Here is a 23,544-nt window from a genome sequence, read left to right as displayed (position 1 = left end):
GAGCCGCACCTGCGCAAGAGGCACCGGCCCGGTTCGGGCCTGACGTCCGCGTGACCTCAGGCGCTCTCTCTGCGGTAGTTGCGCCCGGCGAGCTCGGTCAGTTCCACCGAGTAGATGCAGGTTCCGCTCTCGTTGGCGGCCTCGAGCGCCAGCATCGCCTGCCGGAAGAGTTCGTTGCCGTTCTGCGCATCGTCGGTGAACGCGGCGCCGACGGTGAGCGAGAGCGTGCCGGGCAGGTAGTCCCGGCCCGAGATGCGGAACACTTCCGTCTCGAGGCGGTGGCGGATGCGCTCGGCGATCAGGACCGCGCTGTCGTGGTCGACCTTGTCGAACAGGAAGGCGAACCCGTCGCCGCCGACGCGGGCGACATAGTCGAGCTTCTTGATCGACTTGCGGAAGATGGTGGCGATCTGCTTCAGCGGCTCTTCGCTGGCGCCGGTCGCATGGCTGTCGGACAGGCTCTTCAGCCGCTCGACCCGCATCAGCAGCAGGGCGCTGCCGGAACTGTCCTCGGCGTCATAGGTCGCCACCAGCCGGTTCATCAGCGCGGTGCGGTTGGCAAGTCCGGTGATCGGGTCGTGCAGCAGCGCGGTCTCGCTGGCCACAGCTCCCGCCGCCACGTTCTCCAGCCGGGCGACCAGGGCGTCGAGCCGCTGGCAGTGGGCGCTCTCGCTGCCGATCAGCGCCTCGACGGCGGTGACGAGCAGGCCGGCCTGGCTGGCGAAATCCGTCATGGCCATCACCGGATCGGCCCTGAGGCGTCCGAGAAGCTGGTTGATCTGCGTCACCGCATTGGCGCGCTTCTGGCGCTCGCCCTCCGCCTCGCTTGCAAGCGCCGCGATGGTGCGCATCAGGTCGGTCGCGCTGTGGCCGAGCACGAGCGCATTGTGGTCCGGCAGGCCGTTGCGCAGGCCGATGGCGTCCAGCGCCTCCTGCGTCGGCGCCTTGCCGAGGGCGGTGATCTCGCGGCCGAGCGCGGTGTTGCTTCCCGTCAGTGCCTCGTGCAGCAACGAATAGTTGCGCGGGATGGCCGGGATCTCCAGCCGCGTCATCAGTTGCGCGATCTTCGCCAGCACGGCGGCCGATCGGGCAAGCGTATCCGGTGCATTCGCCTTTGCGGTCATGGCTCACCAGTGGTTGGACAGCGTGCGGGGCGCGCCGGTCCTTAACCGGTGCCGGCGTCTACAATCACTAGCTGATAAGCCTTAAGAACCCGTTGCTTGCAGGCCGGTCCGCGGGAAGGCGGCGCGCGATACGGGCTGCTCACGGGCGACGACGAAGGCGCCCGCGCAGTCGGCAGGAAACACAGGCACCGGTCGCCTGCCGCACCGGTGCCGCGGATGGGTCAGGCGAACAGCCGCACACTCGGCAGGGCGCGGATCACGCGGATCATCTGCCGCAAGGTGCCTTCCTTGGCGCGCGTCCGCGCCTGCTGCGTGTCGCGGATCGCCGAGGCATAGCCTTCCGCGCGCGCCTCTTCCATCGCCACCGCAAACAGTTTCTCGATCACGTCGAAGCACTCGTCCGGCAGGTAGGCGTCGGGGCTGTCCGTGCCCCGCACGAGCGCCATCTTCGACAACGTGCTGCCCAGCAGCGCGCTCCACTCATCGCTTTTTCTCGCCATGTTACGTCCTCGTCGCCGGGGTGGGGGGAATCGCCTTTCGGCTTTCCGGCGAAACGACTATGGCACTGCAACCGGAGCAACACTGTCACTTGGGTAACAGGGAGGGAACCGACCCGCGCGAGGGATGTCAGATCCGCGGCAGGTTCGCGCCCTCGTTGCGCATGAAGAAGATGAGATCCAGCGAAAGGCTCGGCCGGCCCATCGAGGTCAGGATCGTGTGGCACTGGCCGCGATGATGGGTCTGGTGGTTGAAGAAATGCGCAAGACCCATGCTGAGCGGATGTTTCACCGGGGTCGGATGCGTGATCGGGCTGTAGGTGACCTCCTGGCCGAGCCTGTCCTCATCGAGCGAACCGAGCCAGTCGATGATCCGCTGGTCCTCGGCCACGCGCGCCTGGCGCAGGCTGTCGATATCCTCGTGCAGGATCGCATCGAGCCGGGTCGGCGCATCGCCGGAGCCGGTGAAACGGCTCATCCAGATGCGGTCGGCGACCAGCAGGTGGTTCAGCGTTCCGTGCAGCGAGCCGAAATAGGCGCCGCGATTCTCGCGGTAGGCCTGCGGCGAGAGCGAGGCGGCCTCGGCATAGACGACGCGGTTCGCCCAGGCATTGTAGGCGGCCAGGTTCCTGTAGTGATCGAGCATGTCGGTTTCCGGATGCTGTTGCAAAGGGGGAAGTCTAGCACTCCCTTAGCGGAGGCGCGGTGATGGGTCGCATGAAATTTTCTGATTTGATCCCGCAGGCCACCTCGTCTGGAATGGCCGCCCCGGACGTCCCGACTCGCAAGGAACAAGCCATGCCCCTGAAGCTCTACGCGCTCTGCGGTGCCGACCGCACCCGTCCCTTTTCCCCGCATGTGTGGAAGACCATGCTGTCGCTCGCCCACAAGGGGCTTGCGTACGAGGTCGAGACGGTCGGCTTCACGCAGATCCCGCAGCTGGAGGATGGCTTTTCGCCCACGGTGCCGGTCCTGCGGGACGGTGACAGGCTCGTGCGTGACAGCTTCGACATCGCGCTCTATCTGGATGACGCCTATCCCGATCGGCCGGCGCTGTTTTCCGGCGAGGGCGGCAGGGCGATGGCGCGTTTCGTCGAGGGCTGGTCGATGACGACACTGCACCCGGCGGTGATGCGCATTGCGCTGGTCGACATTCACGACATGCTCGGTCCCGAGGACCGGGCCTATTTCCGCCAGAGCCGCGAACGGCGTCTCGGCCGCCCGCTGGAGGAAGTCGTGGCCGCCCGCGCCGACGAGGTCGCAGCCTTTGCCGGCAAGCTCGAACCGCTGCGCGCCATGCTGAAAGTCCAGCCCTTCATCGGCGGGCAGGGCCCCCTCTTTGCCGATTACATCGTCTTCGGCGCGCTGCAGTGGCTGCGCGTCACCTCGCCGGCGAAGGTGCTGCAGGACGACGACCCCGTCGCCGCATGGTTCGAGCGTTGCCTCGATCTGTACGAGGGGCTGGGTCGCGGCGTGCGCGCCGCCTGAACGCTCGCCGGCATCGATCGCCTCGAGCCGGGGCCCCCTTGTTTTGCGGCGCGTTGGCGGGTAAGGAACCGCCACACCGTACACCAAGGGAAACGAGACTATGGCGATTGAACGCACCTTTTCGATGATCAAGCCGGATGCGACGAAGCGCAACCTGACCGGCGCTATCACCAAGATGCTCGAGGATGCCGGCCTGCGCGTCGTCGCCTCCAAGCGCGTCTGGATGAGCCGCCGCGAAGCCGAAGGCTTCTACGCCGTCCACAAGGAGCGTCCGTTCTTCGGCGAACTCGTCGAAGGCATGACCTCCGGCCCGACCATCGTCCAGGTGCTGGAAGGCGAGAACGCCATCCTGAAGAACCGCGAGATCATGGGCGCGACCAACCCGGCCAACGCCGACGAAGGCACGATCCGCAAGACCCATGCGCTTTCGATCGGCGAAAACTCCGTCCACGGCTCCGACGCCCCGGAAACCGCCGCCCAGGAAATCCGCTACTGGTTCTCCGACACCGAAATCGTCGGCTGATTCAGCCTCTGAGGATCCGCAGCCAAGTCCCTGACGGGATTCGGTAAAGCGGAACCGCAAACGATGCTGGAATGAAAAATCGCCCGGGGCTTGCGTCCCGGGCTTTTCTTTTTCGGCGAGAGCTTCGGCGGGCGGTCAGGCCTCCTCGAAGGCCCGCTGGGCGTCGGCGAGGCTCTTGTCCAGCGGCTGGCCGGGCGCAAAGCGGAGGAGTTCCGCAGGCGGCTCCACTCCCTCCACCAGCCGCGGACAGGGCTCGGCGGCGCCGAGAACGGTCGTGACCGGGACGACGCCGGCCCAGATCGGTAGCCCGTAGTCCGCCTCGTCGTCGGCGACGCCCTTGGCCCGCACCTTGGCCGAGGCCTGCTCGATCTCCATGCCGATCACGGTGGTGGCCTTGATCTCCTGCGCCGTGATCGGCCGCAAGCCTGCGGAGCGGCCGGGATAGAGGCGGTCGACGACGGCGAGAAGGGCGGCCGCCTTCTCTTCCGGATCGTCGGCGATCCGCGCGGTGCCGAAGCACATGGCCGAGCGGTAATTGGCCGAATGGTTGAAGCCGGCGCGGGCCAGCACCAGCCCGTCGAGATGGGCGACGGTCAGGCAGGCCGGCGTCCCCGCCTGCAGGTGCCGGAGCATGCGGCTTGCCGAGGAACCGTGCCAATAGAGCCGGGTGCCTTCCCGCCAGAACAGCGTCGGCGTGCAATAGGGCTGGCCCTCGATGACATAGCTGACGTGACAGAGCATGGCCGCGTCGAGGATCGCATGCACCGAGGCATGGTCGTAGCGTCCCCGGTCGTGCCGGCGTTTCAGCCTGTTGCGGTCCGACACCGGATAGCTGGGGGCGGGGTCTGGTTGCTGCGGATGAACGGTCACGGTCTTGCCTTTCGTCTGGTCCGGCGCTTACATGCGCCATGTCATTGGTTCGAAACAGCTCCAATCCAGAGGTAAAAAAGAAGGCCAATCTGCCCGACTGGTCGGCCCTCGTCCCGGTCCTGCCGGGCGAGGGCCCGCGCACGCAGGCGCTCTACGCGGCAATCCGCCGGCTGATCGAGACCGGGGCGGTGCCGCCGGGCGCCAAGCTGCCGCCGACGCGCGACCTGGCGACACGGCTGCGCATGTCGCGCATCGCCGTGGTCGCAGCCTTCGAACGCCTCGCATCGGACGGCTTCACCGTGGCCCGCGTCGGCGCCGGCACCTTCGTCAGCGACGCGGTGCCGCTGATCGGCGCCCGCCCGGTCCGCGAAGGTCGCGGCCGGAAACCGGAGATGCCGCTGCCGGGTACGCTCGGGGTCGCGACCGCCGACGACCGCTCGCTGAAGATCTTCCGCGCGCTCTTGTCCCGGCATCTCGCTCGCCCGGGGCCGGAGCATTTCCACTATGGCGAGCCGCGCGGCGGCGAGGGGTTGCGCACGGCGATCGCCGCCTACCTGCGCACCGCCCGCGGCGTGCGCTGCGATGCGGAGCAGATCATCGTCACCGCCGGCACCCAGCAGGGCCTCGATCTCTTCGTCCGGGCCATGCTGAACCCCGGCGACGGCGCCTGGATCGAGGATCCCTGCTATCCGAGCGCCCGCGCCGCCTTCGACGGCAACGGCATCCGCCTCAAGGGCGTGCCGGTGGATGCCGAAGGGCTGGATGTGGAACGCGGCGCAACGCTGATGCCCGATGCCCGCGCCGTCTACGTCACGCCGTCGCACCAGTTCCCGCTCGGCGTGGCGATGAGCATGCGCCGGCGGCTGGCGCTGATCGACTGGGCGCGCCGCAACGATGCCTGGATCGTCGAGGACGACTACGACAGCGAGTTCCGCTATGCCGGCCCGCCGCTGACGGCCATGCAGGGCCTCGATGCCGCCGGCCGCGTCGTCTATCTCGGCACCTTCTCCAAGGTCCTGCTGCCGGGCCTGCGCATCGGCTATGCGGTGCTGCCGGAGGCGGTGATGGAGAAGGTGGTCGCGCTGCGCGCCCGCACCGATCGCTTTCCCGCCACGCTGGCGGAGGCGGCCCTGGCCGAGTTCATCCGCGAGGGCCATCTCGCCGCCCACCTGCGCCGCGCCCGCCGCAGGCTGGCGGCTGCCCGCGATGCGCTGGCCGCCGGCCTCGAGGGCGGACGGGGACTTTGCGTCGATGTTCCCGAGCAGGGCCTGCATCTGCTGGCCGGACTGGCGCCGGGGATGCGCGACACCGAACTGGTCGAGCCTGCAGCCTCGGCCGGCCTCGGCGTGCGCGCGCTGTCCTCGATGGCCGTGTCCGAACCGCCGCGGCAGGGTCTGGTGATCGGCTTCTCCGGTTTTGCACCGGAGGTGCTCTACAATGCGGCGAGCGCATTCCGCGCATCGCTGGAGCGCCTTGCCCGGGGTCGGATCACACCGGGCACTTCGCCGTCTCGAAATGCACAGGCGCCTTGCCGTCCTTGAACATTTGTGGGTTCTTGTCGTAGGCCGGGCCGACCACCAGCGCGTGTGCCGGAAGCACGCTCTGGTCGAGGTCGGAGACGACGGTCGTCTCCAGCGCCTGCAACTGCGCGCCGTCCGGCCCGTTGACCCGGATCGCCACGCGATAGGGCCTCGCCTTCTTCACGCAGACGATCTCCGGGCTTTCTAGCACCACCTTTTCCAGCTTCGGAAACAGCCTGCGCGTCGTCACCAGCGGCGCCCCGCCGGCCGGATTCTCGAATTCGGCGGTCACCGTCGCCCCGTCCGGCAGCGGCTCCGTCCGGTTCAGCGTGATGACATAGGTGGCGTAGGCGAGGCGGTAGTTGAACACGAACATCTTGCCGGTCAGTTGCAGCGGATCGGCGCCGCTCTCGCGCTGGCATCCGGCAAGCGCCAGCGCCAGCGCAATTGCCATGGCGAGCGGTCGAAAAGGCCCCATCGTCAGCCCTCCCTGCGGCGGCGGTAGTGCCGGCGCGCCTTGGCGCGGTTGCCGCAGACGGCCATGTCGCACCAGGCACGCGAGCGGTTGCGGCTCCGGTCCAGGAACAGCCAGCCGCAATTGGGGCAGATCTTGAGCCGGTCGGGCTCGGCATGGGCCGCAAGCCGCAGCGCCGAATGGGCCGTCGCCGTGTCGAGGGCGCCTGGCTCCCGTCCGGACCGGCGCAGCGTGCCGGCAATCGCGTCGAGCAGTTGCGCCAGCAGCACCGGCGAACCGCGCCCCGACGCTTCCGCCCGGAAGTGGCCGTCGATCGCCTCGCGCAGTCCGATGAAGGCGTCGCGCCGCACGGGCGGGACGGGCGCGAGCGGGTCGGCGCTGTCACGCTCGGTGCAATGCAGGCTCGCGGCGGCCGCAAAGGCGTCCATCGTCGCCGGGTCGGCATAGCGGTCGATCCGGCGCGCCGGATCCGCCCGGAGCACGACGGAATTGGCGACGTCCAGCGCGAGCGCGCCGCCGGAAAAGCGATGGGACGTCCAGGAGAAGGTCATGCTCTCATCCTAACTGGTAAAAGCCATTTTACCAGTTATACTGGCTTTGTCACCCGCGAGTAGCCCGATGGCCTATTTCCTGCAGCAAATCGCCAATGCCGTCCCGGTCGCGGCCCTCTATGCCGTGCTCGCCTTCGGCTATGCGATCGCGTTCTCGGTGACCCGGCGGGCCGATATCAGCTATGGCGCGCTCTTCGCCTTTGCCGGGCAGATGTTCATCCTGTTTTCCGATATCGGCTGGAACCGGCTCTGGCTCGTCCTGCCGGCCGCCCTCGGCTTCGGCGCGGCCATGGCGCTGGTCTACGGCATGGGCGTGGGCCTGGTCGTCGGCCGCCATGTCATGCGCCCGCTCGCCTTTTCCTCCGACAATACCGTGGTCGTCGCCGCCCTTGGCGTCGTGCTGGTGCTGATGGAGACGGCGCGGCTCGCCTCGGATACCCGCAGCCTCTGGCTGCCGCCGCTGCTCAGCCGGCCGGTCGAACTCTGGGGGGATCCGTCGTTCCCGGTGACGCTGACCGTCCTGCAGATGGTCAATTCCGCCCTGATGGTCGCAATCGTCGCCGTGGGCCATGTCTACCTGGCCCGCTCGCCATGGGGGCGACGCTGGCGGGCGGTCTGCGACGACAGGCAGGCGGCCGAACTCTGCGGCATCGACGGCGCCCGCGTCTTCCTGACGGCCTTTGCGCTCGCAGCCTTCATCGCTTGCGTCGCCGGCATCCTGGCTTCCGGCTATTACGGCAACATGGATTTCGGCGCCGGCCTCAGCTTCGGCGTGAAGGTGCTCTTCATCGCCGCGATCGGTGGCTATGCCAGCCCGCTGCTCTCCGCGCTCGGCGGTGCTGCCCTCGGCGTGGCGGAGACGCTCTGGAACGCATATGGCGATTTCCTCTGGCGCGACCTCGTCATCTATTCGGCGCTGGTGCTGCTGCTCGTCGTCTTCCGCCGGGAGCGGGGAATTCCCTGAAAACGAGGGGCCGGTCTACGGCTTCCACTTCGCGCGCGCCCGGTCGTCGGCATCCTTCGCCGCGACCCAGCCGCCGTCTGTCCCGTCGGCCAGGTGCTCCTTCTTCCAGAAGGGGGCGGAGGTCTTCAGGTAGTCCATCACGAAGGAGGCGCCGTCGAAGGCGGCGTGGCGATGCGGGGCGGCGGCGATGACGAGCACGATGTTCTCGCCCGGCGCCATCCGGCCGAACCGGTGGATCGCCGCAATCCCCTGCAGCGAGAACCGGGTGACGGCGTCGTCGCAGATCCGCCGGATCTCGGCCTCCGCCATGCCGGGATAGTGCTCGAGCTCCAGCGCCGAAAGAGCGCCCCCCTCGTCGCGGCAAAGCCCGGTGAAGGTGACGATCGCACCAATGGACATGCGCCCGGCGACGAGCGCCGCAGTCTCCGCCGCCACGTCGAAATCGTCGCGCTGGATGCGCACGACGACAGGAGCAGGGGGAGAGGCGGCGGCCATGGCGATGGCTCAGCCTCCGGTCATCGGCGGGAACAGCGCGATCTCGCGCGCACCCGCGATCGGCTCGTCGTGTTCCACATGCTCCTGGTTGACGGCGACGCGGATGACGTTCTCGTGCTCGAGCGCGATCTCGTATTCCTCGCCGAGCGTCTTCAGATGCCGCAAAAGGTCGCCCGCGGTCCTGACGTGGCCGGGAAGCTCGATCTCCTCCTCGTCCCGTCCGATCCGCTCGCGCACCCACGCGAAGTAGACAAGCTTGGTCGTCATCATTCGTCCACGATATGCTTCAGTCCGGCCCGGAAGTAGTCATACCCGGTATACATGGTGATCGCGGCGGCGATCCACAAAAGGCCGATGCCGAATTCTGTGGTGTAGGGCAGCACCTTGTCGCCGGCCGGACCGGCGAGCAGGAAGGCGATCGCGAACATCTGGATCGTCGTCTTCCACTTGGCGATGCGCGTCACCGGCACGCTGACCTTCAGTTCGGCGAGATATTCGCGCAGGCCCGAGACCAGGATCTCGCGGCACAGGATGATGATCGCAGCCCAGATGGTCCAGCCGGCGATCGTGCCGTCGGCCGCCATCAGAAGCAGCACCGAGGCGACCAGCAACTTGTCGGCGATCGGGTCGAGCATGCGACCGATATTGGAGGTCTGCTTCCAGATGCGGGCGAGATAGCCGTCCAGGAAATCGGTGATCGAGGCGACGACGAACAGGCCGAGCGCGGTCCAGCGGGCGAAATCCGAAGACTGCAACCGGCCTTCGACGAAGAAGCAGAGGACGATGACCGGTACGGCGAGGATGCGGCCATAGGTGAGGAGGTTCGGGATGCTGTAAGCGCGGCGGGCCATGGATTGCAGTCTCTACTGTATTTGCGGGTAGTTGCGGTCTTTGTGACAGTTCCGTCAACCATTTGCGAGAGCTTTTCTACGCGAACAAGGCAATATTCGGATCGCCCTCGTTAAAAGACGGTTGCGTGCACTACCGCGCAGTGCGGTATCAGGCCTGTAACCCGGCCGACACAGGCTGAACAAATATTTTCAGTCTTGGCGAATAGAATTCGTTTTTTGTTCGTATTGAAACAGAAATCGCGTACCGCCAGCCGCGTTACGGCGACCTGCAGTTGCAGGCCGCCTTTGCTGCGTGTGCAAAATTCAAATCTGTAGTTGGGAAAGGTGGGTCCTCCGGATGGGGATCATCGGTGGAGATTTGTTGCCGTTGAACGGCGACCGGGCGAAGGGGCCGGTTCATTCGGACATCGTGACGCTGGCGGACGGCGGCTTCGTGCTCGTCTGGAGCGGCGGGGCGGCCGACGGCACGACCGACGTCACCATGCGGGTGTTCAATGCGGACGGCAGCCTCCGCACGACGGTCGAAATCCCGGTGGCCGCCAATGCCGGCGGTGACCAGGCGACGCCGCAGGTGACCGCGCTTGCCGATGGCGGCTTTGCGGTCGTCTGGAGCGGCGCGACCGCCGCCGACGACCGGGGGATCGCCTTCCGGCTGTTCGACGCGGACGGCACGGCGCGCGACGCCTTCGACCTGCCGGCCAATGCGGAAACCGCCGGTATCCAGTCCGCCGCCATGATCGCGACGCTGGCCGATGGTGGCCTCGTCGTCGCCTGGCGTGTCGGCGACGGCGACAGGACCGCATTGTCGCTGCGGGTCTTCGAAAAGGACGGAACCGTCCGTTCCGGCCCCGCCGATATCCGCATCGACGTCTCGACCGGTCACTTCGAGATCGCAGCACTCGCCGGCGGTGGCTTTGTCGTCGTCCATGACGGCGTCGCCGAAGGCGAGGGGGCGGAGGGACCCGTGCGCATGCGCATCTACGACGCCGGGGGATCGCTCGAAAGGGAGGCGATCGTCTCGCTGGCAGCGGACAAGGACGACGTCCAGCACCACCCGGCGGTCACCGCGCTCGCCGACGGCGGCTTCGTCGCAGCCTGGGTCGGGGAGCGGCAGGGCGACAAGGCCGATGTCGCGATGCAGGTCTATGACGCCGACGGCAAGGCCCGCGCCGGCACCGATTTCGCCGTCAACCTCCACACCGGCGGCGAGCAGCGCGCCCCGATCGTGACGGCGCTGAAGGACGGCGGCTTCGTCGTCCTGTGGAGCGGCAGCGCCTGGCATGACGACGCCGGTCTCGCCATGCAGGTCTATAATCCGGACGGCAAGAGCCGCATCCCCGGCGATATCCCGGTCAACCTCGCGATCGACGGCATCCAGGGCGATCCGCATGTGGCCGCCCTTGCCGGCGGCGGTTTCGCGGTCGCCTGGACAACGAAGAGTTCGGCCGGTTACGCCATCGCGCTCCGCCTCTTCAATGCCGACGGCACGCCCCGCATGGCGGCCGAGGAATACGTCACCGGCCTCACCGCCCTGCCGCAGGGCGCGCCGAAGATCGCCGCACTCGAAAACGGCGGGCTTGCGCTGACCTGGCAGGTCGAAGAGGAGGACGGCGTCCACCTCTATGAAAAGGTCTTCCGCACGGTCAACGACGCGCCGACCGGCCAGAGCACCACGCGCTACCTGCAGGAAGACGGCAGCTACGCCTTCAAGGTGGACGACTTCGGCTTCTCCGACGTCAACGGTGACCAGATGCAGGCGATCCGCGTCAGTGCGGTCCCGGTAAACGGCACGCTCACCCTCCGCGGCGTGCCGGTGGTGCCCGGCCAGGAGATCAAGGCGTCGCAGATCGCCGACGGCAAGCTCGTCTGGAAGGCTGCCGCCAACCTGAACGGCACGGCGGTCGCCGCCCTGTCCTTCAACGTCATCGATGACGGCGGCACCGACTTCGGCGGCAAGAACACCGACCCGATCACCCGCAAGATCACGTTGAACGTCGACGCCGTCAACGACCGGCCCGATGTCAGGGAAATTCGCGGCACGACCTATGAGAACGCGATCTACCGGATCGAGCTGAAGGACGCCGCCATCGACGTCGACGACGACAAGCTGGCGATGATCAACGCCAAGATCGTCTCCGGCTTCGGCTCGGTCATGATCGATGCGAAGAAGATGCTGATCTACAACCCGATGGGCGGCCCGAACCCGAACATCGCCGATGGCGAAAGCCGCACCGTCGTGATCAGCTACACCGTGTCCGACGGCAGGGGCGGCACGACGACGGCGACGATCACCCTGACCGTCAAGGGCGTGTCGGCCGACGTCTTCTCGGGGACCAACGGCAACGATCGCCTCTCCGGCAGCGCTCATGGCGACCTGATGTACGGCCGGGGCGGCAACGATATGCTGGCCGGCAGCGGCGGCGACGACCTGCTCGACGGCGGCACCGGCACCGACACGATGAAGGGCGAGGGCGGAAACGACACCTATGTGGTCGACTGCACCAGCGACAAGGTGGTCGAAGCCGCCAACGGCGGGACGGATATCGTGCAGGCCGGCTGCAGCTATACCCTGACGGCCAATGTCGAAAATCTGACCCTCTTGGGCTCGGCCGGCTACCGCGGCACCGGCAATGAACTCGCCAACATCATCACCGGCAACGCCGGCGCCAATTCGCTGAAGGGCATGGCCGGCAGCGACAGGCTCTATGGCGGCGCGGGCAACGATTCACTGTCCGGCGGCAACGGCAATGACAGGCTGGAGGGCGGTACCGGAAACGACAGGCTCCATGGCGGCACCGGCAACGACACGCTGGATGGCGGCATCGGCAACGACACGCTTTCCGGCGGCGCCGGCAACGACCGGCTGGAAGGCGGGACCGGTAACGATACGCTGACCGGCGGCGCCGGCAATGACCGGCTGGAGGGCGGGACCGGCAACGACAGGCTCTATGGCGGCGCCGGCAATGACACGCTGGATGGCGGCACCGGAACCAACCGGCTCTACGGCGGCGCCGGCAACGACGTCTATATGGTCGGCAGCAGGTCGGACAGGGTGATCGAATATGCCGGCGGCGGCACCGACACCGTCTATTCCGCCCACAGCCACACCCTGTCCAACCATGTCGAGCGGCTGATCCTGACCGGTTCGGCGAACGCCTGGGGTACGGGAAACGCGTCCGCGAACCGCCTGACCGGCAACGCCGGCAACAACACGCTGCGCGGCAACGAGGGCAACGACGCCCTCGAGGGCGGGAGGGGCAACGACACCCTTGTCGGCGGCCGGGGCAACGATGTGCTGGACGGCGGTGCGGGGGCGGACAGGCTCAAGGGCGGCTCCGGCCGCGACGTCTTCGTCTTCCGCGACCTCTCGGACAGCACAGTCTCGAGCGCCGGCCGCGACACCGTCCTCGACTTCTCCCGCGTCGCAGGCGATGTGATCGACCTGCGCGGCATCGACGCGCGCGAGGCGAGCAGCGCCGACAACGCCTTCACCTTCATCGGCAAGGCGGGCTTCGGCAAGCAGGCCGGCGAACTGCGCTACACGAAGTCCGGCTCCAACACGCTGCTCTCCGGCGACACCGACGGCGACGGCAAGGCGGACTTCGCCATCCTGTTTTCCGGCCACATCGCCTTTGCGAAGGGAGACTTCCTGCTCTGAGCGATAGGAAGGCGTCCGCCTTCCTATCGCGCGTCCTCGTGGAAGTGGTTGTAGACGAGCCGGGCGACGCTTTCCGAAATGCCCTCCACCGCCATCAGGTCGGAGATGCCGGCGCGGGAGACCGCCTTGGCGGTGCCGAAGTGCTGCAGCAGCGCGCGCTTGCGCGTCGGCCCGATGCCGGCGATCTCGTCGAGCGGATTCTTCACCATCTCCTTCTTGCGCCGGGCCCGGTGCGAGCCGATGGCAAACCGGTGCGCCTCGTCGCGCAGGCGCTGGATGAAGTAGAGCACCGGATCGCGCGGCGGCAGCGAGAAATCCGGGGTGCCTGACGTAAAGAAGCGCTCGCGCCCGGCCTCGCGGTCCGCACCCTTGGCGACGCCGATGGCGACCACGTGGTCGGTGATGCCGAGCTCTGCCAGGATCGCCCGCACCGCCGTCATCTGCCCCTGGCCGCCGTCGATCAGGATCACGTCCGGCCAGGCGGGGAAGGGCAGGTCGGCCGCATCGGCGCTTCTGGCCGCGTCGGCCTCGGCGCTGCGGTCGGGCAGTCCTTCCTCCTTGATCAGCCGCGAGAACCGGCGCGTCATCACCTCCCGCATCATGCCGAAGTCGTCGCCCGGGGTGATCTCGGTCGACTTGATGTTGAACTTCCGGTACTGCCCCTTCACGAAGCCTTCCGGCCCCGCCACCACCATGCCGCCCACCGCATTGGTGCCCATGATGTGCGAATTGTCGTAGATCTCGATGCGGCGCGGCACGGTGGCGAGCTTGAAGGTCTCGGCGAAGCCTTCCAGCAGCCGCGACTGCGACGCCGTCTCGGCGAGCTTGCGCCCGTGCGCCTCGCGGGCGTTCTGCAGCACCTGGTCGGTGAGGTCCTTCTTCTCGCCCCGCTGCGGCACGAGGATCGCCACCCGGTGCCCCGATTTCTCGCTCAGCGCTTCCGACAGGAGCTCCAGTTCCTCGATCTTCTCCGACAGCAGGATCTGCCGGGGACAGGGCTTGTCGTCGTAGAACTGGGCGAGGAAGGCGTTCAGCACCTCGGCTCCCGAAAGCTGCGGATCGGCCTTGGGGAAATAGGCGCGGTTGCCCCAGTTCTGCCCGGTGCGGAAGAAGAACACCTGGATGCAGGAGATGCCGCCCTCGTGGTGGACCGCAAAGACGTCCGCCTCCTCCACGCCGGCCGGGTTGATGCCCTGATGGCTCTGGACGTGGGAGAGTGCGGCCAGCCGGTCGCGGTAGACGGCGGCGCGCTCGAAGTCGAGGTCCTCGGCCGCCTCGTTCATCGCCGCGGCGATCTGGCCCTTCACGTTCTGGCTCTTGCCGGAAAGGAAGTCCTTCGCCTCGGCCACCAGTTCGCCGTAGCCCTCGTCGCTGATCTCGTGCGTGCAGGGCGCCGAACAGCGCTTGATCTGGTAGAGCAGGCACGGCCGCGTGCGGCTCTCGAACACGCTGTCGGTGCAGGTGCGCAGCAGGAAGGCGCGCTGCAGCGAATTGATCGTCCGCCCGACGGCGCCAGCCGAGGCGAAGGGACCGAAATAGGCGCCCTTGCGGCTGCGCGCGCCGCGATGCTTGAAGATCGCCGGCGCGCGGGTATCGGCGGTCACCAGGATATAGGGAAACGACTTGTCGTCGCGAAGCTGGACGTTGAAGCGCGGGCGCAACCGCTTGATCAGGTTGGCTTCCAGCAGCAGCGCCTCGGTCTCGGTGCGGGTCGTGACGAACTCCATGTTCGCCGTCTCGCGGATCATCCGGCCGATGCGGTTGGAATGGCCGCGCCCGAGCGCATAATTGTTGACGCGCTTCTTCAGGCTGCGGGCCTTGCCGACATAGAGCACGTCGCCGGCCTCGTTGAACATGCGGTAGACGCCGGGGCTGTTCGGCAGCCGCTTGACGAAGGCCTGGATCAGTTCGGTGCCGCGCAGGCCCTCGCTCCGCTCGATCGTCTCCGACCATTCGATCGCAGGCAGGGAGGCGGGGGCGGGGGAAGCCTCGGCAACCTCGTCCTCGTCGTCCCGTTCGGTTTCGTCATACAGGATGCCGCCATCCTGCACCGGCCGGCCGGTGGTCATTCGGTGATCTCCGCGACATCGGGCGTTTCCCAGGCGAGATGCTGGCCGCCGTCAAGCGCGATCATCTGCCCCGTAATCGAGGGCGTGTCGACCAGAAAACGGATCGTCCGCCCGAATTCGTCGAGCCCCGGCCCGGACTGCAGCAGCAGCGCCTCGGTCTGGGCGCGGAAATCCTCTTCGCTCTGCCGCTCGTTCGGCAGCGTCGGCCCGGGGCCGATGGCGTTGACGCGGATGCGCGGCGCCAAGGCCTGCGCCATGGTGCGCGTCGCCATCCACAGCGCCGATTTCGACAGCGTGTAGGAATAATAGCGCGGCGTCGGGTTCCAGACGCGCTGGTCGATGATGTTGACGATCAGCCCGCCCGAGCCCGCCGGCAACTGTCGGTCGAAGTCGCGCGCCAGGATCGATGGTGCCCGGACATGGACGTCGAAATGCCGGTCCCAGAGCGCGCTGTCGAAGTGCCGCAGGTTGTCCGGCTTGAACAGCGAGGCGTTGTTGACGAGCACGCCGAGCGGGCCGAGGGCCTCGACCGCGCGCCCGACGAGCCGCTCGGTCGCCGCCGCGTCGGCAAGGTCGCAGTCCAGCGCCGTCGCCTTGCCGCCGTTCCCGGTGATCGCGGCTGCGATCTGCCGGGCGGCCTCGATCGACGAATTGGCATGGATGGCGACGGAAAAACCATGCGCAGCCAGATCCTCCGCGATCGCGCGGCCGATCCTCTGGGCGGCCCCCGTCACCAGCGCTGTCCGATGAAGAATTCTCAATGATATGCCCGCGTCGCGTTGCCTTTGCTTAACCTCCCACAGATATAGAGATTAACGCCGGGCCTTAAACTGGGTCCCGTAAAAGTTTTCGAAACAGTTAACAGATCCGTGCCGCCCGCGAGATTTCCGGGTGAAATCAAAGTATATTTGCATTACTTGAAGATATGGTTAACAAATACCGTGTTGTGCAAAAGCAACATCTTAATCTAGTCACGCATGGGCCACAAAGATTTCACATTTCGGCTCTTCCAAATCCTCAATCTTTATTCAATTTCAACGCAACCGGGCGACCAGATCCGTAATTTAGTGATGCCGTGTTGGTGCGTGCATTTGCCGGCGGCATGAAGTGCAAAGGAGAATTCATATGCGTACTCTGATCCTCACCCTGATGGCCTCCGCCATGTCGATCGCAGCCTTCCAGTCCGCCCATGCGGCCGACGCCGTCGATCAGATCCCCCAGGCCCCGGCAGCCGACTATGCCGAGCCGGTCGCAAGCGGCAACTGGGCCGGCGGCTATGCCGGTGGTACCGTGACCTGGCAGCACGGCAACTTCGAAAAGCAGAGCGGCAACGGCGCCAACGGCTTCGGCGGCGGCGTCTACGGCGGCTACAACATGCAGAGCGGCCAGCTCGTCTACGGTGGTGAAGCCGACGTCAACTACTCGGGCATCGATTCGGAGAACCGCTTCCGCGAAGCCAAGCAGGGCGTCAACGGTTCGCTGCGCGCCCGCGTCGGTGTCGACCTGAACCCGGTTCTGCTCTACGGCACCGGCGGTGTCGCCGCTTCGCGCGCCAAGATGGAAGACAACAGCTCGTCCGACAAGAAGACGATGCTCGGCTGGACCGCCGGCGTCGGTGCCGAAACCTTCGTCACCAACAACGTCACCGCCCGCGTCGAGTACCGCTACACCGACTACGGCAGCAAGGACTTCAACCTCGACAGCGGCAAGGTCTCTGCCGGCCAGGATGAACAGAGCGTCCGCGTCGGCATGGGCGTGAAGTTCTGATCCTCCCGATCAGCAGCACGAACAAAAGGCCGGGTGCGAAAGCGCCCGGCCTTTTGCATTGCATGGTCGTGAATTCAGCATTCACTACTCACCGCGCCGACGGGCGGTGACTGGATGCCGGATCAAGTCCGGCATGACGGAGGAAGGGAGGACGTTCGTCGCCAGTTGGCCATGCAGGAACAGCGACCGCCTTATCCAGGGGGCGCGACTAGATGCCGTGTAGATAGTGGGCAATGTCTGCCCAGTCCGGATTCACTGCCTCAATCAATTCGAGTTTCCACTTTCGCGGCCAGTTCTTGATCACCTTCTCTCGCGAAATGGCGTCGGTCACGAGATCGTATTCCTCAAACCACACCAGTGTCTTCACATTGTACCGGCTGGTGAAGCCTGGCGTCAGGTTGTTCTGGTGTTCGAACAGACGTCGCGGCAGATCACTGGTCACGCCGGTGTAGAGCGTTCCATTGCGTTTTGAAGCAAGAATATAGACGTAGCCCCTCACTCTGTAAGTATGGCTTTGCAATCGGGAATTGCAAGAGGTGGGAGCCGCTGTCGCCAAGCTACCCGTCATGCCGGACTTGATCCGGCATCCAGCCACCGCGCGTCCGCGCGGTGAAGGAAAGCCATTCCTGTCGCGTTTCTCAGTCCTTGAACTGCGCGTAGTCCGGGAACACCGCTTCGAAGCGCGAGAGGTAGCGCTTCAGCTTCGGGCGGCCCTTCTGCCATTTGCCGGCAAAGCGCAGTTCGATGTAGCGCAGCATGGCGGCAAGCGCGAAGTGGCCGCCGTGCGGCTTCTTGCCGAGGCGGGGCAGGGTCTTCTCCAGATGGTCGAGGCTGCGCTCGACCTTCGACCACTGGCGGTCGATCCAGGCCTGGTGAACCTTCTCCTCCGGCCGGAAGCGGCGCTCGTAGACGATGGCGAGCAGGCAGTCGCAGACGCCGTCGGCCGTCGCCTCCAGCACGTCCGCCTCGGTGCGCTTTGCGGCGTTGCGCGGATAGAGCTTGCGGCCGGTCTCGCGGTCGATGAAATGCATGATGGCGCGGCTGTCATAGACCGCGAGACCCGCATCTGTCAGCAGCGTCGGGATCTTGCCGAGCGGATTGGCGCCGATCAGTTCGGCCGGGTCGGCATTGGTGTCGGTCACGACGTGCTCGGCGTCGAGCCCGGCATAATGCGCGGCCATGCGCACCTTGGTGGAATAGGGCGAGGCCGAGGAATAGAAGATCTTCACGCATGTTCTCCTGTCTGGCGCCGTCCGGTTCATCGGACCGGCGGCTGGGTGATGGTCCTCGCCCGGCAGGCGGCGCGGTCCACCTCCGGGCAATCGCGAAAGTCGAGCCCGGGCGTCAGGCAAATGCGGATCTCGTCGAGCCGTCCGTCGTCGCAGGTCACCGCGATGCCGCGCTTGCCCAGGCCCGGATTGGCCGCAACCAGCGAAGCCTCGATGTCGGCCGGGTCGAGGCGTCTGCTGCCGCCGTCTTCGATCGCCTCCGGCAGGTCGATGCGCTCGAAGGCTGCGCGCGCGACGGCGAGATAGTCGGCCTGCGACAGCCCGGAGCAACTGCCGTGCTTGCGCCACTGGTGGCCGATCAGGCCCATGGAGGGGATGATATCGAGATAGGCGCGGCCGAGCGAGGACGGCACCCGGTCGGGCTCGCGCGTGCGGCAGAATTCCGGATGGCCGCGCTCGTTCTGCGGCCAGAGGCCGTGCACGATGAAGCCGGCGTCCCTCCCGGTTCGGCATTGCTCGCTGCGGCCGGAGGTGTCGTTGTCCATGCACCAGGTCGGCGACCAGGAGAGCGAGAGGACGTAGAAATCGAAGCCGCGCCCGATCGGCACCGCCGCCGCCGGTCCATCTGCGCGCCCCATGCCGTCGGTCGCGGCCTTGCCGGTCGCGGTGTCGGCAGCCGTCCTCGGTTGCCCGGCTTTTCCGCCGCCCGCGCCCGCCTGCTCCTCGCCGCAGCCGGACACAGCAAGCGGCAGGCAGGCGGCAAGGGCGAGCGCGGTAAGGCGGACGGCGCGGCGCCGGACAGGGGCGGTTCGGGGGGCGATCACGTCAGGTCCGGACCCTAGCGCAGCGAGGCGCAGGCAGCCCCGTAGACATGCCAGGGATCGAGACCCGGTATGCAGAACTCGATGCTGCGGCCGACGCCGGCAAAGCCGAAGGGCGTCTCGATGAGGTAGACGAGCGAGCGGCGGCTGCCGTCGGTGAGCGTCGCGTCGGCGAGGCAGTATTCCCGCTGGACGGAGGACATGTATTCGTTGAAGGGCTCGTAGCGGCTGAGCTGCATCCGGCCGATCTCGTAGATCGACAGGTCGCGGCGGATATAGTTGGCGGCCTTGTATTCGAAGCGGTTGGTGATGAAGCGCAGCACGCCCGGATCGGCGCAGGCCCCGGCGGGCACGCCCCCCGCATGGGCCGGCTCTCGTGCGGCGTAGCCCTCGTAGTCGGCGGCCGGCGCCGGCGTGGCGCACAGCGCGGCGGCGAGAAGGCAGAAAGCCGCGCTTGCGGCCCTCCTGGCCCACTGTGTGACGCTGGTGACACTGGCGACGGTCATGATCCCCTCCGGCGGCGGACCCGGTCCGACAGGCGACCGGGCGCATCCCATCCGGTCGCGAATCCGCAAGGTCTGCGGGTCGCGCCGTAGGGCCGAGATTGCGTCCCGCAGGGGCCCGCGGTCAAGAGGCGAGTTGTGTCTCGCCGGCGATCCAGAAGCAGCGCGAGGAGGCGAAGCGGTCCTGCCGCAGCCTTTCCTTCAGGAAGGGCAGCAGCCGGCCAAGCTCCTCCTTGAGCGTATAAGGCGGATTGACGACGATCAGGCCGGAGCCCGAGAGCCCCGTCGTCTCGCGGTCGCTTTTCACGGCAAGCTCCGCGCAGAGCATCTTGGGAATGCCGAGATCCTTCAGCGCCTTGTGGAACTCGGCGATCGGCGCCCCCTTCTTCAGCGGATACCACAGGCAGTAGACGCCGCCGGGGAACCGCCGCCAGGCTCTCGCGAGCCCGTCCGCAAGCCGTTCGTACTCGCCCTCGATCTCGAAAGGCGGATCGACCAGCACGATCCCGCGCTTCTCCTTCGGCGGCAGGTGCGCGCCGAGCGAAAGCCAGCCGTCGAGATGGGTGACGCGGCTCTGGAAGTCGCCGTCGAACAGCCGGTGCAGGCTCTCGTAGTCGTCCGGATGCAGCTCCATCGCCGAAAGCCGGTCCTGCGGGCGGAACAGCATGCGCGCGAGCTTCGGCGAGCCGGGATAGAGACGGATGCCGCCATCCGGGTTCAGCGCCTTCACGGCCTCGAGATAGGGCGCCAGCAATTCGGCCATGTCCGCCGGCATCTCGCCGTCCAGCAGCCGGCCGATGCCGTCGCGCCATTCGCCTGTCTTCTGCGCCTCCTCGCTGGAAAGGTCGTAGAGGCCGAGGCCGGCATGGGTATCGAGCACCCGGAAGGCCTTGTCCTTGGCCTGCATGTAGGTGACGAGCCGCGCCAGCACCGCATGCTTGAGCACGTCGGCGAAATTGCCTGCATGGTAGATATGGCGGTAGTTCATCCCGACACCGAGCCCGAGTTTCCGTGATGCGCCCATCAATTGTTGCGATGGGAGAATATTATCCCTTCTTGGCGCTTTCGCCCTGCAATATACAAGTGCCATGAACGTTGCGACCCCCCATCTCGGAAAATCCCGGATCGGCCATTCGGTCTGTCCGCACGACTGTCCCTCCGCCTGCGCGCTCGACATCGAGATCGGCGCCGACGGGCGCATCGGCAAGGTGCGCGGCAGCGCCGACAACAGCTATACGGCCGGCGTCGTCTGCGCCAAGGTCGCCCGCTATGCCGACCGGCTCTACCATCCCGACCGGCTGCTGAAGCCGCTTCGCCGCAAGGGCGGGAAGGGCGGCGGCGAATGGCAGGACATTTCCTGGGAGGATGCGCTCGACGCGATCGCCGAGGCCTTCGTCAAGGCCGAGCAGGCGCACGGCACAGAAGCCGTCTGGCCCTACTACTACGCCGGCACGATGGGGCAGGTGCAGCGCGACAGCATCGACCGGCTGCGCCATGCCAAACGCTATTCCGGCTTCTTCGATAGCATCTGCACCAACACCGCCTGGACCGGCTACGTCATGGGCACCGGCAGCCTGACGGGTCCCGACCCGCGCGAGATGGCGAAAGCCGACTGCGTCGTCATCTGGGGCACCAACGCCGTGGCCACCCAGGTCAACGTGATGACCCACGCGATCCGGGCCCGCAAGGAGCGCGGCGCGAAGCTCGTCGTCATCGACATCTACGACAACCCGACGATGAAGCAGGCCGACATGGCGCTGAAGCTGCGCCCCGGCACGGATGCGGCCCTTGCCTGCGCCGTCATGCACATCGCCTTCCGCGACGGCCATGCCGACCGCGCCTATATGGAGAAGTTCGCCGACGACCCGGCGGGCCTCGAAGCCCATCTTGCGACCCGCGGGCCGGAATGGGCGGCCGCCATCACCGGGCTTTCGACAGACGAGATCGAGGCCTTCGCCCGCCTCGTCGGCGAGACGAAGCGCACCTTCTTCCGCCTCGGCTACGGCTTCACCCGCAGCCGCAACGGCTCCGTTTCCATGCACGCCGCCTGCTCGGTGGCGACCGTGCTCGGTTCCTGGCAGCACGAGGGCGGCGGCGCCTTTCATAACAACGGCGGCATCTACCGGCTCGACAAGCGCGAGCTGATGGGCCTCGACCTCGCAGACCCCGAGATCCGCGCACTCGACCAGTCGCAGATCGGCCGGGTGCTGACCGGCGATCCGGTGGCGCTGCGCCATCGCGGGCCGGTGACGGCGATGCTGATCCAGAACACCAATCCGGCCAACATTGCCCCCGAGCAGCGGCTGGTGAAGCAGGGTTTTCTGCGCGACGACCTGTTCGTCGCCGTGCACGAGCAGTTCATGACCGATACGGCCAAGCTCGCCGACATCGTCCTGCCGGCCACCATGTTCGTCGAGCATGACGACCTCTACCGCGGCGGCGGCCACCAGCACATCCTGCTCGGCCCGAAACTCGTCGAGCCGCCTGCCACCGTGCGCACCAATCTCTTCGTCATCGACGAACTCGCCCGGCGCCTCGGCGTATCCGACATGCCGGGCTTCGGGCTTTCGGAGCGCGAGCACATCACCCGCATGCTACCGCATTACGGGATCGACTATGACGGGCTTGCCGAGGCGAAGTGGATCGACTGCCAGCCGGATTTCGACACCGCCCACTATTCCAAAGGCTTCGGCCATCCGGACGGCCGCTTCCGTTTCCGCCCCGGCTGGACGACGACGCCCGCGCCGAACCGCCCGCCGGCCTCGATCGGCGTGCTCGGCCCGCATGCGGCCTTGCCGGAGTTCCCCGACCATGTCGCCGTGATCGAGGCGGCCGATGCCGACCATCCCTTCCGCCTCGCCACCCCGCCGGCGCGCACCTACCTGAATTCGAGCTTCACCGAGATGAAGTGGTCGCGCGAGCGCGAGGGCCGGCCGGAGGTGATGATCCATCCGGACGACGCGGCCGCAGGCGGCGTTGCGGACGGCGACATCGTCAGGCTCGGCAATATCAGAGGCGAGATCCGCCTGCACGCAAAGGTGACGGGCGAGGGCAGGCCGGGCGTGCTGATCGCCGAGGGCATCTGGCCGAACGGCGCCCATCTCGACGGCGAGGGCATCAACGTCCTGACCGGCGCCGATCCGGTCGCGCCCTATGGCGGTGCTGCCGTGCACGACAACCGCGTCTGGCTCAGGAAAGAGACGGCATGACGAAGTTCCGCGACGCGAAGATCGAGGTCGTCTCCGACGAGACGCTCTCCGACAACTGGTACCATCTGCGCAAGGTCACCTTCGACTATACCGGCTCCGACGGCCACACCGTCCGCCTCGACCGCGAGGTCTACGATCGCGGCAACGGTGCCACGATCTTGCTGCACGACCCGAAGCGCGACACGATCATCCTCGTCCGCCAGTTCCGCATGCCGGCCTACCAGAACGGCCATTCCGGCTGGTTGCTCGAGACGCCGGCCGGCCTGCTCGACGGCGACCATCCGGCCGACGCCATCCGCCGCGAGGTGATGGAGGAGACCGGCTACCGGATCGGCGAGGTCAAGTCGCTGTTCCGCGCCTTCATGAGCCCCGGCGCCGTCACCGAACTCGTGCATTTCTTCGCCGCCGAGATCGACGCCTCCGTCCGCGAAGGCAAGGGCGGCGGCGCCGATCACGAACACGAGGACATCGAGGTCGTCGAACTCGCCCTCGACGAGGCCGCCCGGATGATCGAGACCGGCGAGATCTGCGACGGCAAGACGATCATGCTGGTGCAATGGGCGCTGGCGCGGCGGGGGTAGCCGGGGGCAACACCTCACTCCACCACTTCGATCTCGCCCGGTCGCCAGGACTTGTCGAAGAAGGGCTCCCGCGGGCTGTAGAGGCGAAGGATCGTAAACCAGCCCTTTCGCGGATCGGTTTGAATCCAGTTGCCGCGGGCTACGCCATCGGGTTGCTTCGGACTGAACCAGATCGTTGTGGAGCCGTCGGCGGCCGCTTCGGCTGCAGGCGAAGGATAGCTTTGGCTTCCGGCTCGCGGATAGCGCTGTGGCGTATCAAGCATCGATCGAGACATGTTATGGGATGGACGCCTCCCTCCGAACCTTCAGAATGAAGGGCCAGCTAAAGGAGGAAGTCATGACATTCGAA

General features: G+C 66.8%; 23 protein-coding genes and 2 pseudogenes. 8 read left to right on the top strand and 17 right to left on the bottom strand.

Annotated features, from left to right (window positions below; all coding sequences use genetic code 11):
- Positions 1-56: 56 nt before the first annotated feature.
- The 3 genes from OCK02_RS19620 to OCK02_RS19610 form a co-directional block, all read right to left on the bottom strand.
- A complete protein-coding gene (locus OCK02_RS19620) occupies positions 57-1,124 on the bottom strand; it encodes a sensor domain-containing diguanylate cyclase (RefSeq protein ID WP_263814504.1) in 1,068 nt (355 codons plus the stop codon).
- Positions 1,125-1,345: 221 nt separating this feature from the next.
- Positions 1,346-1,624, bottom strand: coding sequence for a hypothetical protein (locus tag OCK02_RS19615; RefSeq protein WP_263814503.1), 279 nt, complete (start codon positions 1,622-1,624; stop codon positions 1,346-1,348).
- Between the two features lie 127 nt (positions 1,625-1,751).
- Positions 1,752-2,267, bottom strand: a complete 516-nt coding sequence (locus tag OCK02_RS19610; RefSeq protein ID WP_230803555.1) for a DinB family protein — start codon at positions 2,265-2,267, stop codon at positions 1,752-1,754.
- A 152-nt stretch (positions 2,268-2,419) separates the two neighbouring features.
- Between OCK02_RS19610 and OCK02_RS19605 the strand changes: the two genes are divergently transcribed.
- Positions 2,420-3,109 carry a glutathione S-transferase family protein gene (locus OCK02_RS19605; protein ID WP_263814502.1) on the top strand — a complete coding sequence of 230 codons (690 nt, stop codon included), beginning with the start codon at positions 2,420-2,422 and terminating at the stop codon, positions 3,107-3,109.
- Between the two features lie 100 nt (positions 3,110-3,209).
- Positions 3,210-3,632 (top strand): nucleoside-diphosphate kinase, encoded by a 423-nt coding sequence (ndk, locus tag OCK02_RS19600; RefSeq protein ID WP_230803559.1) that lies wholly within the window; start codon positions 3,210-3,212, stop codon positions 3,630-3,632.
- Positions 3,633-3,767: 135 nt separating this feature from the next.
- Here ndk and OCK02_RS19595 read toward each other — a convergent pair whose 3' ends face one another.
- Positions 3,768-4,502: a pyridoxamine 5'-phosphate oxidase family protein gene (locus tag OCK02_RS19595; protein ID WP_263814501.1), complete on the bottom strand. Its 735-nt coding sequence runs from the start codon at positions 4,500-4,502 to the stop codon at positions 3,768-3,770.
- 38 nt (positions 4,503-4,540) lie between these two features.
- Between OCK02_RS19595 and OCK02_RS19590 the strand changes: the two genes are divergently transcribed.
- Complete coding sequence (locus tag OCK02_RS19590; RefSeq protein WP_263814500.1) at positions 4,541-6,043, top strand: PLP-dependent aminotransferase family protein; 1,503 nt, start codon at positions 4,541-4,543, stop codon at positions 6,041-6,043.
- Here the strand turns inward: OCK02_RS19590 and OCK02_RS19585 are convergent.
- Together OCK02_RS19585 and OCK02_RS19580 are read right to left on the bottom strand one after the other, a co-directional pair.
- Positions 5,991-6,500 (bottom strand): hypothetical protein, encoded by a 510-nt coding sequence (locus OCK02_RS19585; protein ID WP_263814499.1) that lies wholly within the window; start codon positions 6,498-6,500, stop codon positions 5,991-5,993. The genes OCK02_RS19590 and OCK02_RS19585 overlap by 53 nt on opposite strands.
- Positions 6,501-6,502: 2 nt before the next feature.
- On the bottom strand, positions 6,503-7,048 hold the full coding sequence (locus OCK02_RS19580) for a CGNR zinc finger domain-containing protein (RefSeq protein ID WP_263814498.1): 546 nt from the start codon (positions 7,046-7,048) through the stop codon (positions 6,503-6,505).
- 67 nt (positions 7,049-7,115) lie between these two features.
- Here OCK02_RS19580 and OCK02_RS19575 point away from each other — a divergent pair, with 67 nt between their 5' ends.
- On the top strand, positions 7,116-8,012 hold the full coding sequence (locus tag OCK02_RS19575; RefSeq protein WP_263814497.1) for a branched-chain amino acid ABC transporter permease: 897 nt from the start codon (positions 7,116-7,118) through the stop codon (positions 8,010-8,012).
- Between the two features lie 15 nt (positions 8,013-8,027).
- Here the strand turns inward: OCK02_RS19575 and OCK02_RS19570 are convergent, their stop codons facing one another.
- From OCK02_RS19570 to pgsA, 3 genes are read right to left on the bottom strand one after another with little or no spacing between them, the layout of a single operon-like run.
- Positions 8,028-8,507 carry a molybdenum cofactor biosynthesis protein MoaE gene (locus OCK02_RS19570; RefSeq protein ID WP_263814496.1) on the bottom strand — a complete coding sequence of 160 codons (480 nt, stop codon included), beginning with the start codon at positions 8,505-8,507 and terminating at the stop codon, positions 8,028-8,030.
- 9 nt (positions 8,508-8,516) lie between these two features.
- A complete protein-coding gene (gene moaD, locus OCK02_RS19565; protein WP_230803573.1) occupies positions 8,517-8,777 on the bottom strand; it encodes a molybdopterin converting factor subunit 1 in 261 nt (86 codons plus the stop codon).
- Complete coding sequence (gene pgsA, locus OCK02_RS19560) at positions 8,774-9,358, bottom strand: CDP-diacylglycerol--glycerol-3-phosphate 3-phosphatidyltransferase (protein ID WP_230803575.1); 585 nt, start codon at positions 9,356-9,358, stop codon at positions 8,774-8,776. Before pgsA ends, moaD begins: the two co-directional genes overlap by 4 nt.
- Before the next feature lie 361 nt (positions 9,359-9,719).
- Here pgsA and OCK02_RS19555 point away from each other — a divergent pair, with 361 nt between their 5' ends.
- Positions 9,720-13,016 carry a cadherin-like domain-containing protein gene (locus OCK02_RS19555; protein ID WP_263814495.1) on the top strand — a complete coding sequence of 1,099 codons (3,297 nt, stop codon included), beginning with the start codon at positions 9,720-9,722 and terminating at the stop codon, positions 13,014-13,016.
- A 23-nt stretch (positions 13,017-13,039) separates the two neighbouring features.
- On the opposite strand, the pseudogene uvrC reads toward OCK02_RS19555, so the two are convergent.
- Both uvrC and OCK02_RS19545 read right to left on the bottom strand, forming a co-directional pair.
- Positions 13,040-14,941, bottom strand: a pseudogene (gene uvrC, locus OCK02_RS19550) (excinuclease ABC subunit UvrC); the annotation flags it as partial.
- Between the two features lie 140 nt (positions 14,942-15,081).
- Entirely contained in the window at positions 15,082-15,846 is a 765-nt protein-coding gene (locus OCK02_RS19545) for an SDR family oxidoreductase (protein WP_263814493.1), read from the bottom strand.
- A 364-nt stretch (positions 15,847-16,210) separates the two neighbouring features.
- Between OCK02_RS19545 and OCK02_RS19540 the strand changes: the two genes are divergently transcribed.
- Entirely contained in the window at positions 16,211-16,852 is a 642-nt protein-coding gene (locus OCK02_RS19540) for an outer membrane protein (RefSeq protein WP_230803581.1), read from the top strand.
- 208 nt (positions 16,853-17,060) lie between these two features.
- Here the strand turns inward: OCK02_RS19540 and OCK02_RS19535 are convergent, their stop codons facing one another.
- The 5 genes from OCK02_RS19535 to OCK02_RS19515 all read right to left on the bottom strand — a co-directional run bounded on the left by OCK02_RS19535 (position 17,061) and on the right by OCK02_RS19515 (position 20,393).
- Positions 17,061-17,351 carry a GIY-YIG nuclease family protein gene (locus tag OCK02_RS19535; protein ID WP_263814631.1) on the bottom strand — a complete coding sequence of 97 codons (291 nt, stop codon included), beginning with the start codon at positions 17,349-17,351 and terminating at the stop codon, positions 17,061-17,063.
- Positions 17,352-17,490: 139 nt separating this feature from the next.
- Positions 17,491-18,081 (bottom strand): glutathione S-transferase, encoded by a 591-nt coding sequence (locus OCK02_RS19530; protein WP_412178865.1) that lies wholly within the window; start codon positions 18,079-18,081, stop codon positions 17,491-17,493.
- Positions 18,082-18,110: 29 nt separating this feature from the next.
- Positions 18,111-18,902 carry a ribonuclease T2 family protein gene (locus tag OCK02_RS19525; protein ID WP_412178871.1) on the bottom strand — a complete coding sequence of 264 codons (792 nt, stop codon included), beginning with the start codon at positions 18,900-18,902 and terminating at the stop codon, positions 18,111-18,113.
- 17 nt (positions 18,903-18,919) lie between these two features.
- Positions 18,920-19,408: a hypothetical protein gene (locus OCK02_RS19520; RefSeq protein WP_263814490.1), complete on the bottom strand. Its 489-nt coding sequence runs from the start codon at positions 19,406-19,408 to the stop codon at positions 18,920-18,922.
- A gap of 121 nt (positions 19,409-19,529) precedes the next feature.
- Entirely contained in the window at positions 19,530-20,393 is an 864-nt protein-coding gene (locus tag OCK02_RS19515) for a 23S rRNA (adenine(2030)-N(6))-methyltransferase RlmJ (RefSeq protein WP_263814630.1), read from the bottom strand.
- 82 nt (positions 20,394-20,475) lie between these two features.
- On the opposite strand from OCK02_RS19515, the gene OCK02_RS19510 reads away from it, so the two are divergent.
- Together OCK02_RS19510 and OCK02_RS19505 are read left to right on the top strand one after the other, a co-directional pair.
- Complete coding sequence (locus OCK02_RS19510) at positions 20,476-22,614, top strand: molybdopterin-dependent oxidoreductase (RefSeq protein ID WP_412178870.1); 2,139 nt, start codon at positions 20,476-20,478, stop codon at positions 22,612-22,614.
- The gene (locus tag OCK02_RS19505) at positions 22,611-23,195 is read left to right on the top strand and encodes an NUDIX domain-containing protein (RefSeq protein WP_263814488.1); all 585 of its coding nucleotides are present in this window, start codon (positions 22,611-22,613) and stop codon (positions 23,193-23,195) included. The genes OCK02_RS19510 and OCK02_RS19505 overlap by 4 nt, the downstream gene beginning before the upstream one ends.
- Before the next feature lie 14 nt (positions 23,196-23,209).
- On the opposite strand, the pseudogene OCK02_RS19500 reads toward OCK02_RS19505, so the two are convergent.
- Positions 23,210-23,473, bottom strand: a pseudogene (locus OCK02_RS19500) (DUF1214 domain-containing protein); the annotation flags it as partial.
- Positions 23,474-23,544: the final 71 nt, after the last annotated feature.

The sequence above is a fragment of the Rhizobium sp. TRM96647 genome, assembly GCF_025780115.1.
Classification (GTDB): Bacteria; Pseudomonadota; Alphaproteobacteria; order Rhizobiales; family Rhizobiaceae; genus Mycoplana.
This window is presented reverse-complemented; position numbering and strand designations above follow the sequence as displayed.

Bases quoted from the DNA above. Each gene is read 5' to 3' on its own strand.
- OCK02_RS19585 (WP_263814499.1), bottom strand. From the start codon at position 6,500: ATGGGGCCTTTTCGACCGCTCGCCATGGCAATTGCGCTGGCGCTGGCG.
- OCK02_RS19605 (WP_263814502.1), top strand. From the start codon at position 2,420: ATGCCCCTGAAGCTCTACGCGCTCTGCGGTGCCGACCGCACCCGTCCC.
- OCK02_RS19575 (WP_263814497.1), top strand. From the start codon at position 7,116: ATGGCCTATTTCCTGCAGCAAATCGCCAATGCCGTCCCGGTCGCGGCC.
- moaD (WP_230803573.1), bottom strand. From the start codon at position 8,777: ATGATGACGACCAAGCTTGTCTACTTCGCGTGGGTGCGCGAGCGGATC.
- OCK02_RS19570 (WP_263814496.1), bottom strand. From the start codon at position 8,507: ATGGCCGCCGCCTCTCCCCCTGCTCCTGTCGTCGTGCGCATCCAGCGC.
- OCK02_RS19580 (WP_263814498.1), bottom strand. From the start codon at position 7,048: ATGACCTTCTCCTGGACGTCCCATCGCTTTTCCGGCGGCGCGCTCGCG.
- pgsA (WP_230803575.1), bottom strand. From the start codon at position 9,358: ATGGCCCGCCGCGCTTACAGCATCCCGAACCTCCTCACCTATGGCCGC.
- OCK02_RS19615 (WP_263814503.1), bottom strand. From the start codon at position 1,624: ATGGCGAGAAAAAGCGATGAGTGGAGCGCGCTGCTGGGCAGCACGTTG.
- OCK02_RS19540 (WP_230803581.1), top strand. From the start codon at position 16,211: ATGCGTACTCTGATCCTCACCCTGATGGCCTCCGCCATGTCGATCGCA.
- OCK02_RS19620 (WP_263814504.1), bottom strand. From the start codon at position 1,124: ATGACCGCAAAGGCGAATGCACCGGATACGCTTGCCCGATCGGCCGCC.
- OCK02_RS19590 (WP_263814500.1), top strand. From the start codon at position 4,541: ATGTCATTGGTTCGAAACAGCTCCAATCCAGAGGTAAAAAAGAAGGCC.
- OCK02_RS19520 (WP_263814490.1), bottom strand. From the start codon at position 19,408: ATGACCGTCGCCAGTGTCACCAGCGTCACACAGTGGGCCAGGAGGGCC.
- ndk (WP_230803559.1), top strand. From the start codon at position 3,210: ATGGCGATTGAACGCACCTTTTCGATGATCAAGCCGGATGCGACGAAG.
- OCK02_RS19505 (WP_263814488.1), top strand. From the start codon at position 22,611: ATGACGAAGTTCCGCGACGCGAAGATCGAGGTCGTCTCCGACGAGACG.
- OCK02_RS19515 (WP_263814630.1), bottom strand. From the start codon at position 20,393: ATGAACTACCGCCATATCTACCATGCAGGCAATTTCGCCGACGTGCTC.
- OCK02_RS19610 (WP_230803555.1), bottom strand. From the start codon at position 2,267: ATGCTCGATCACTACAGGAACCTGGCCGCCTACAATGCCTGGGCGAAC.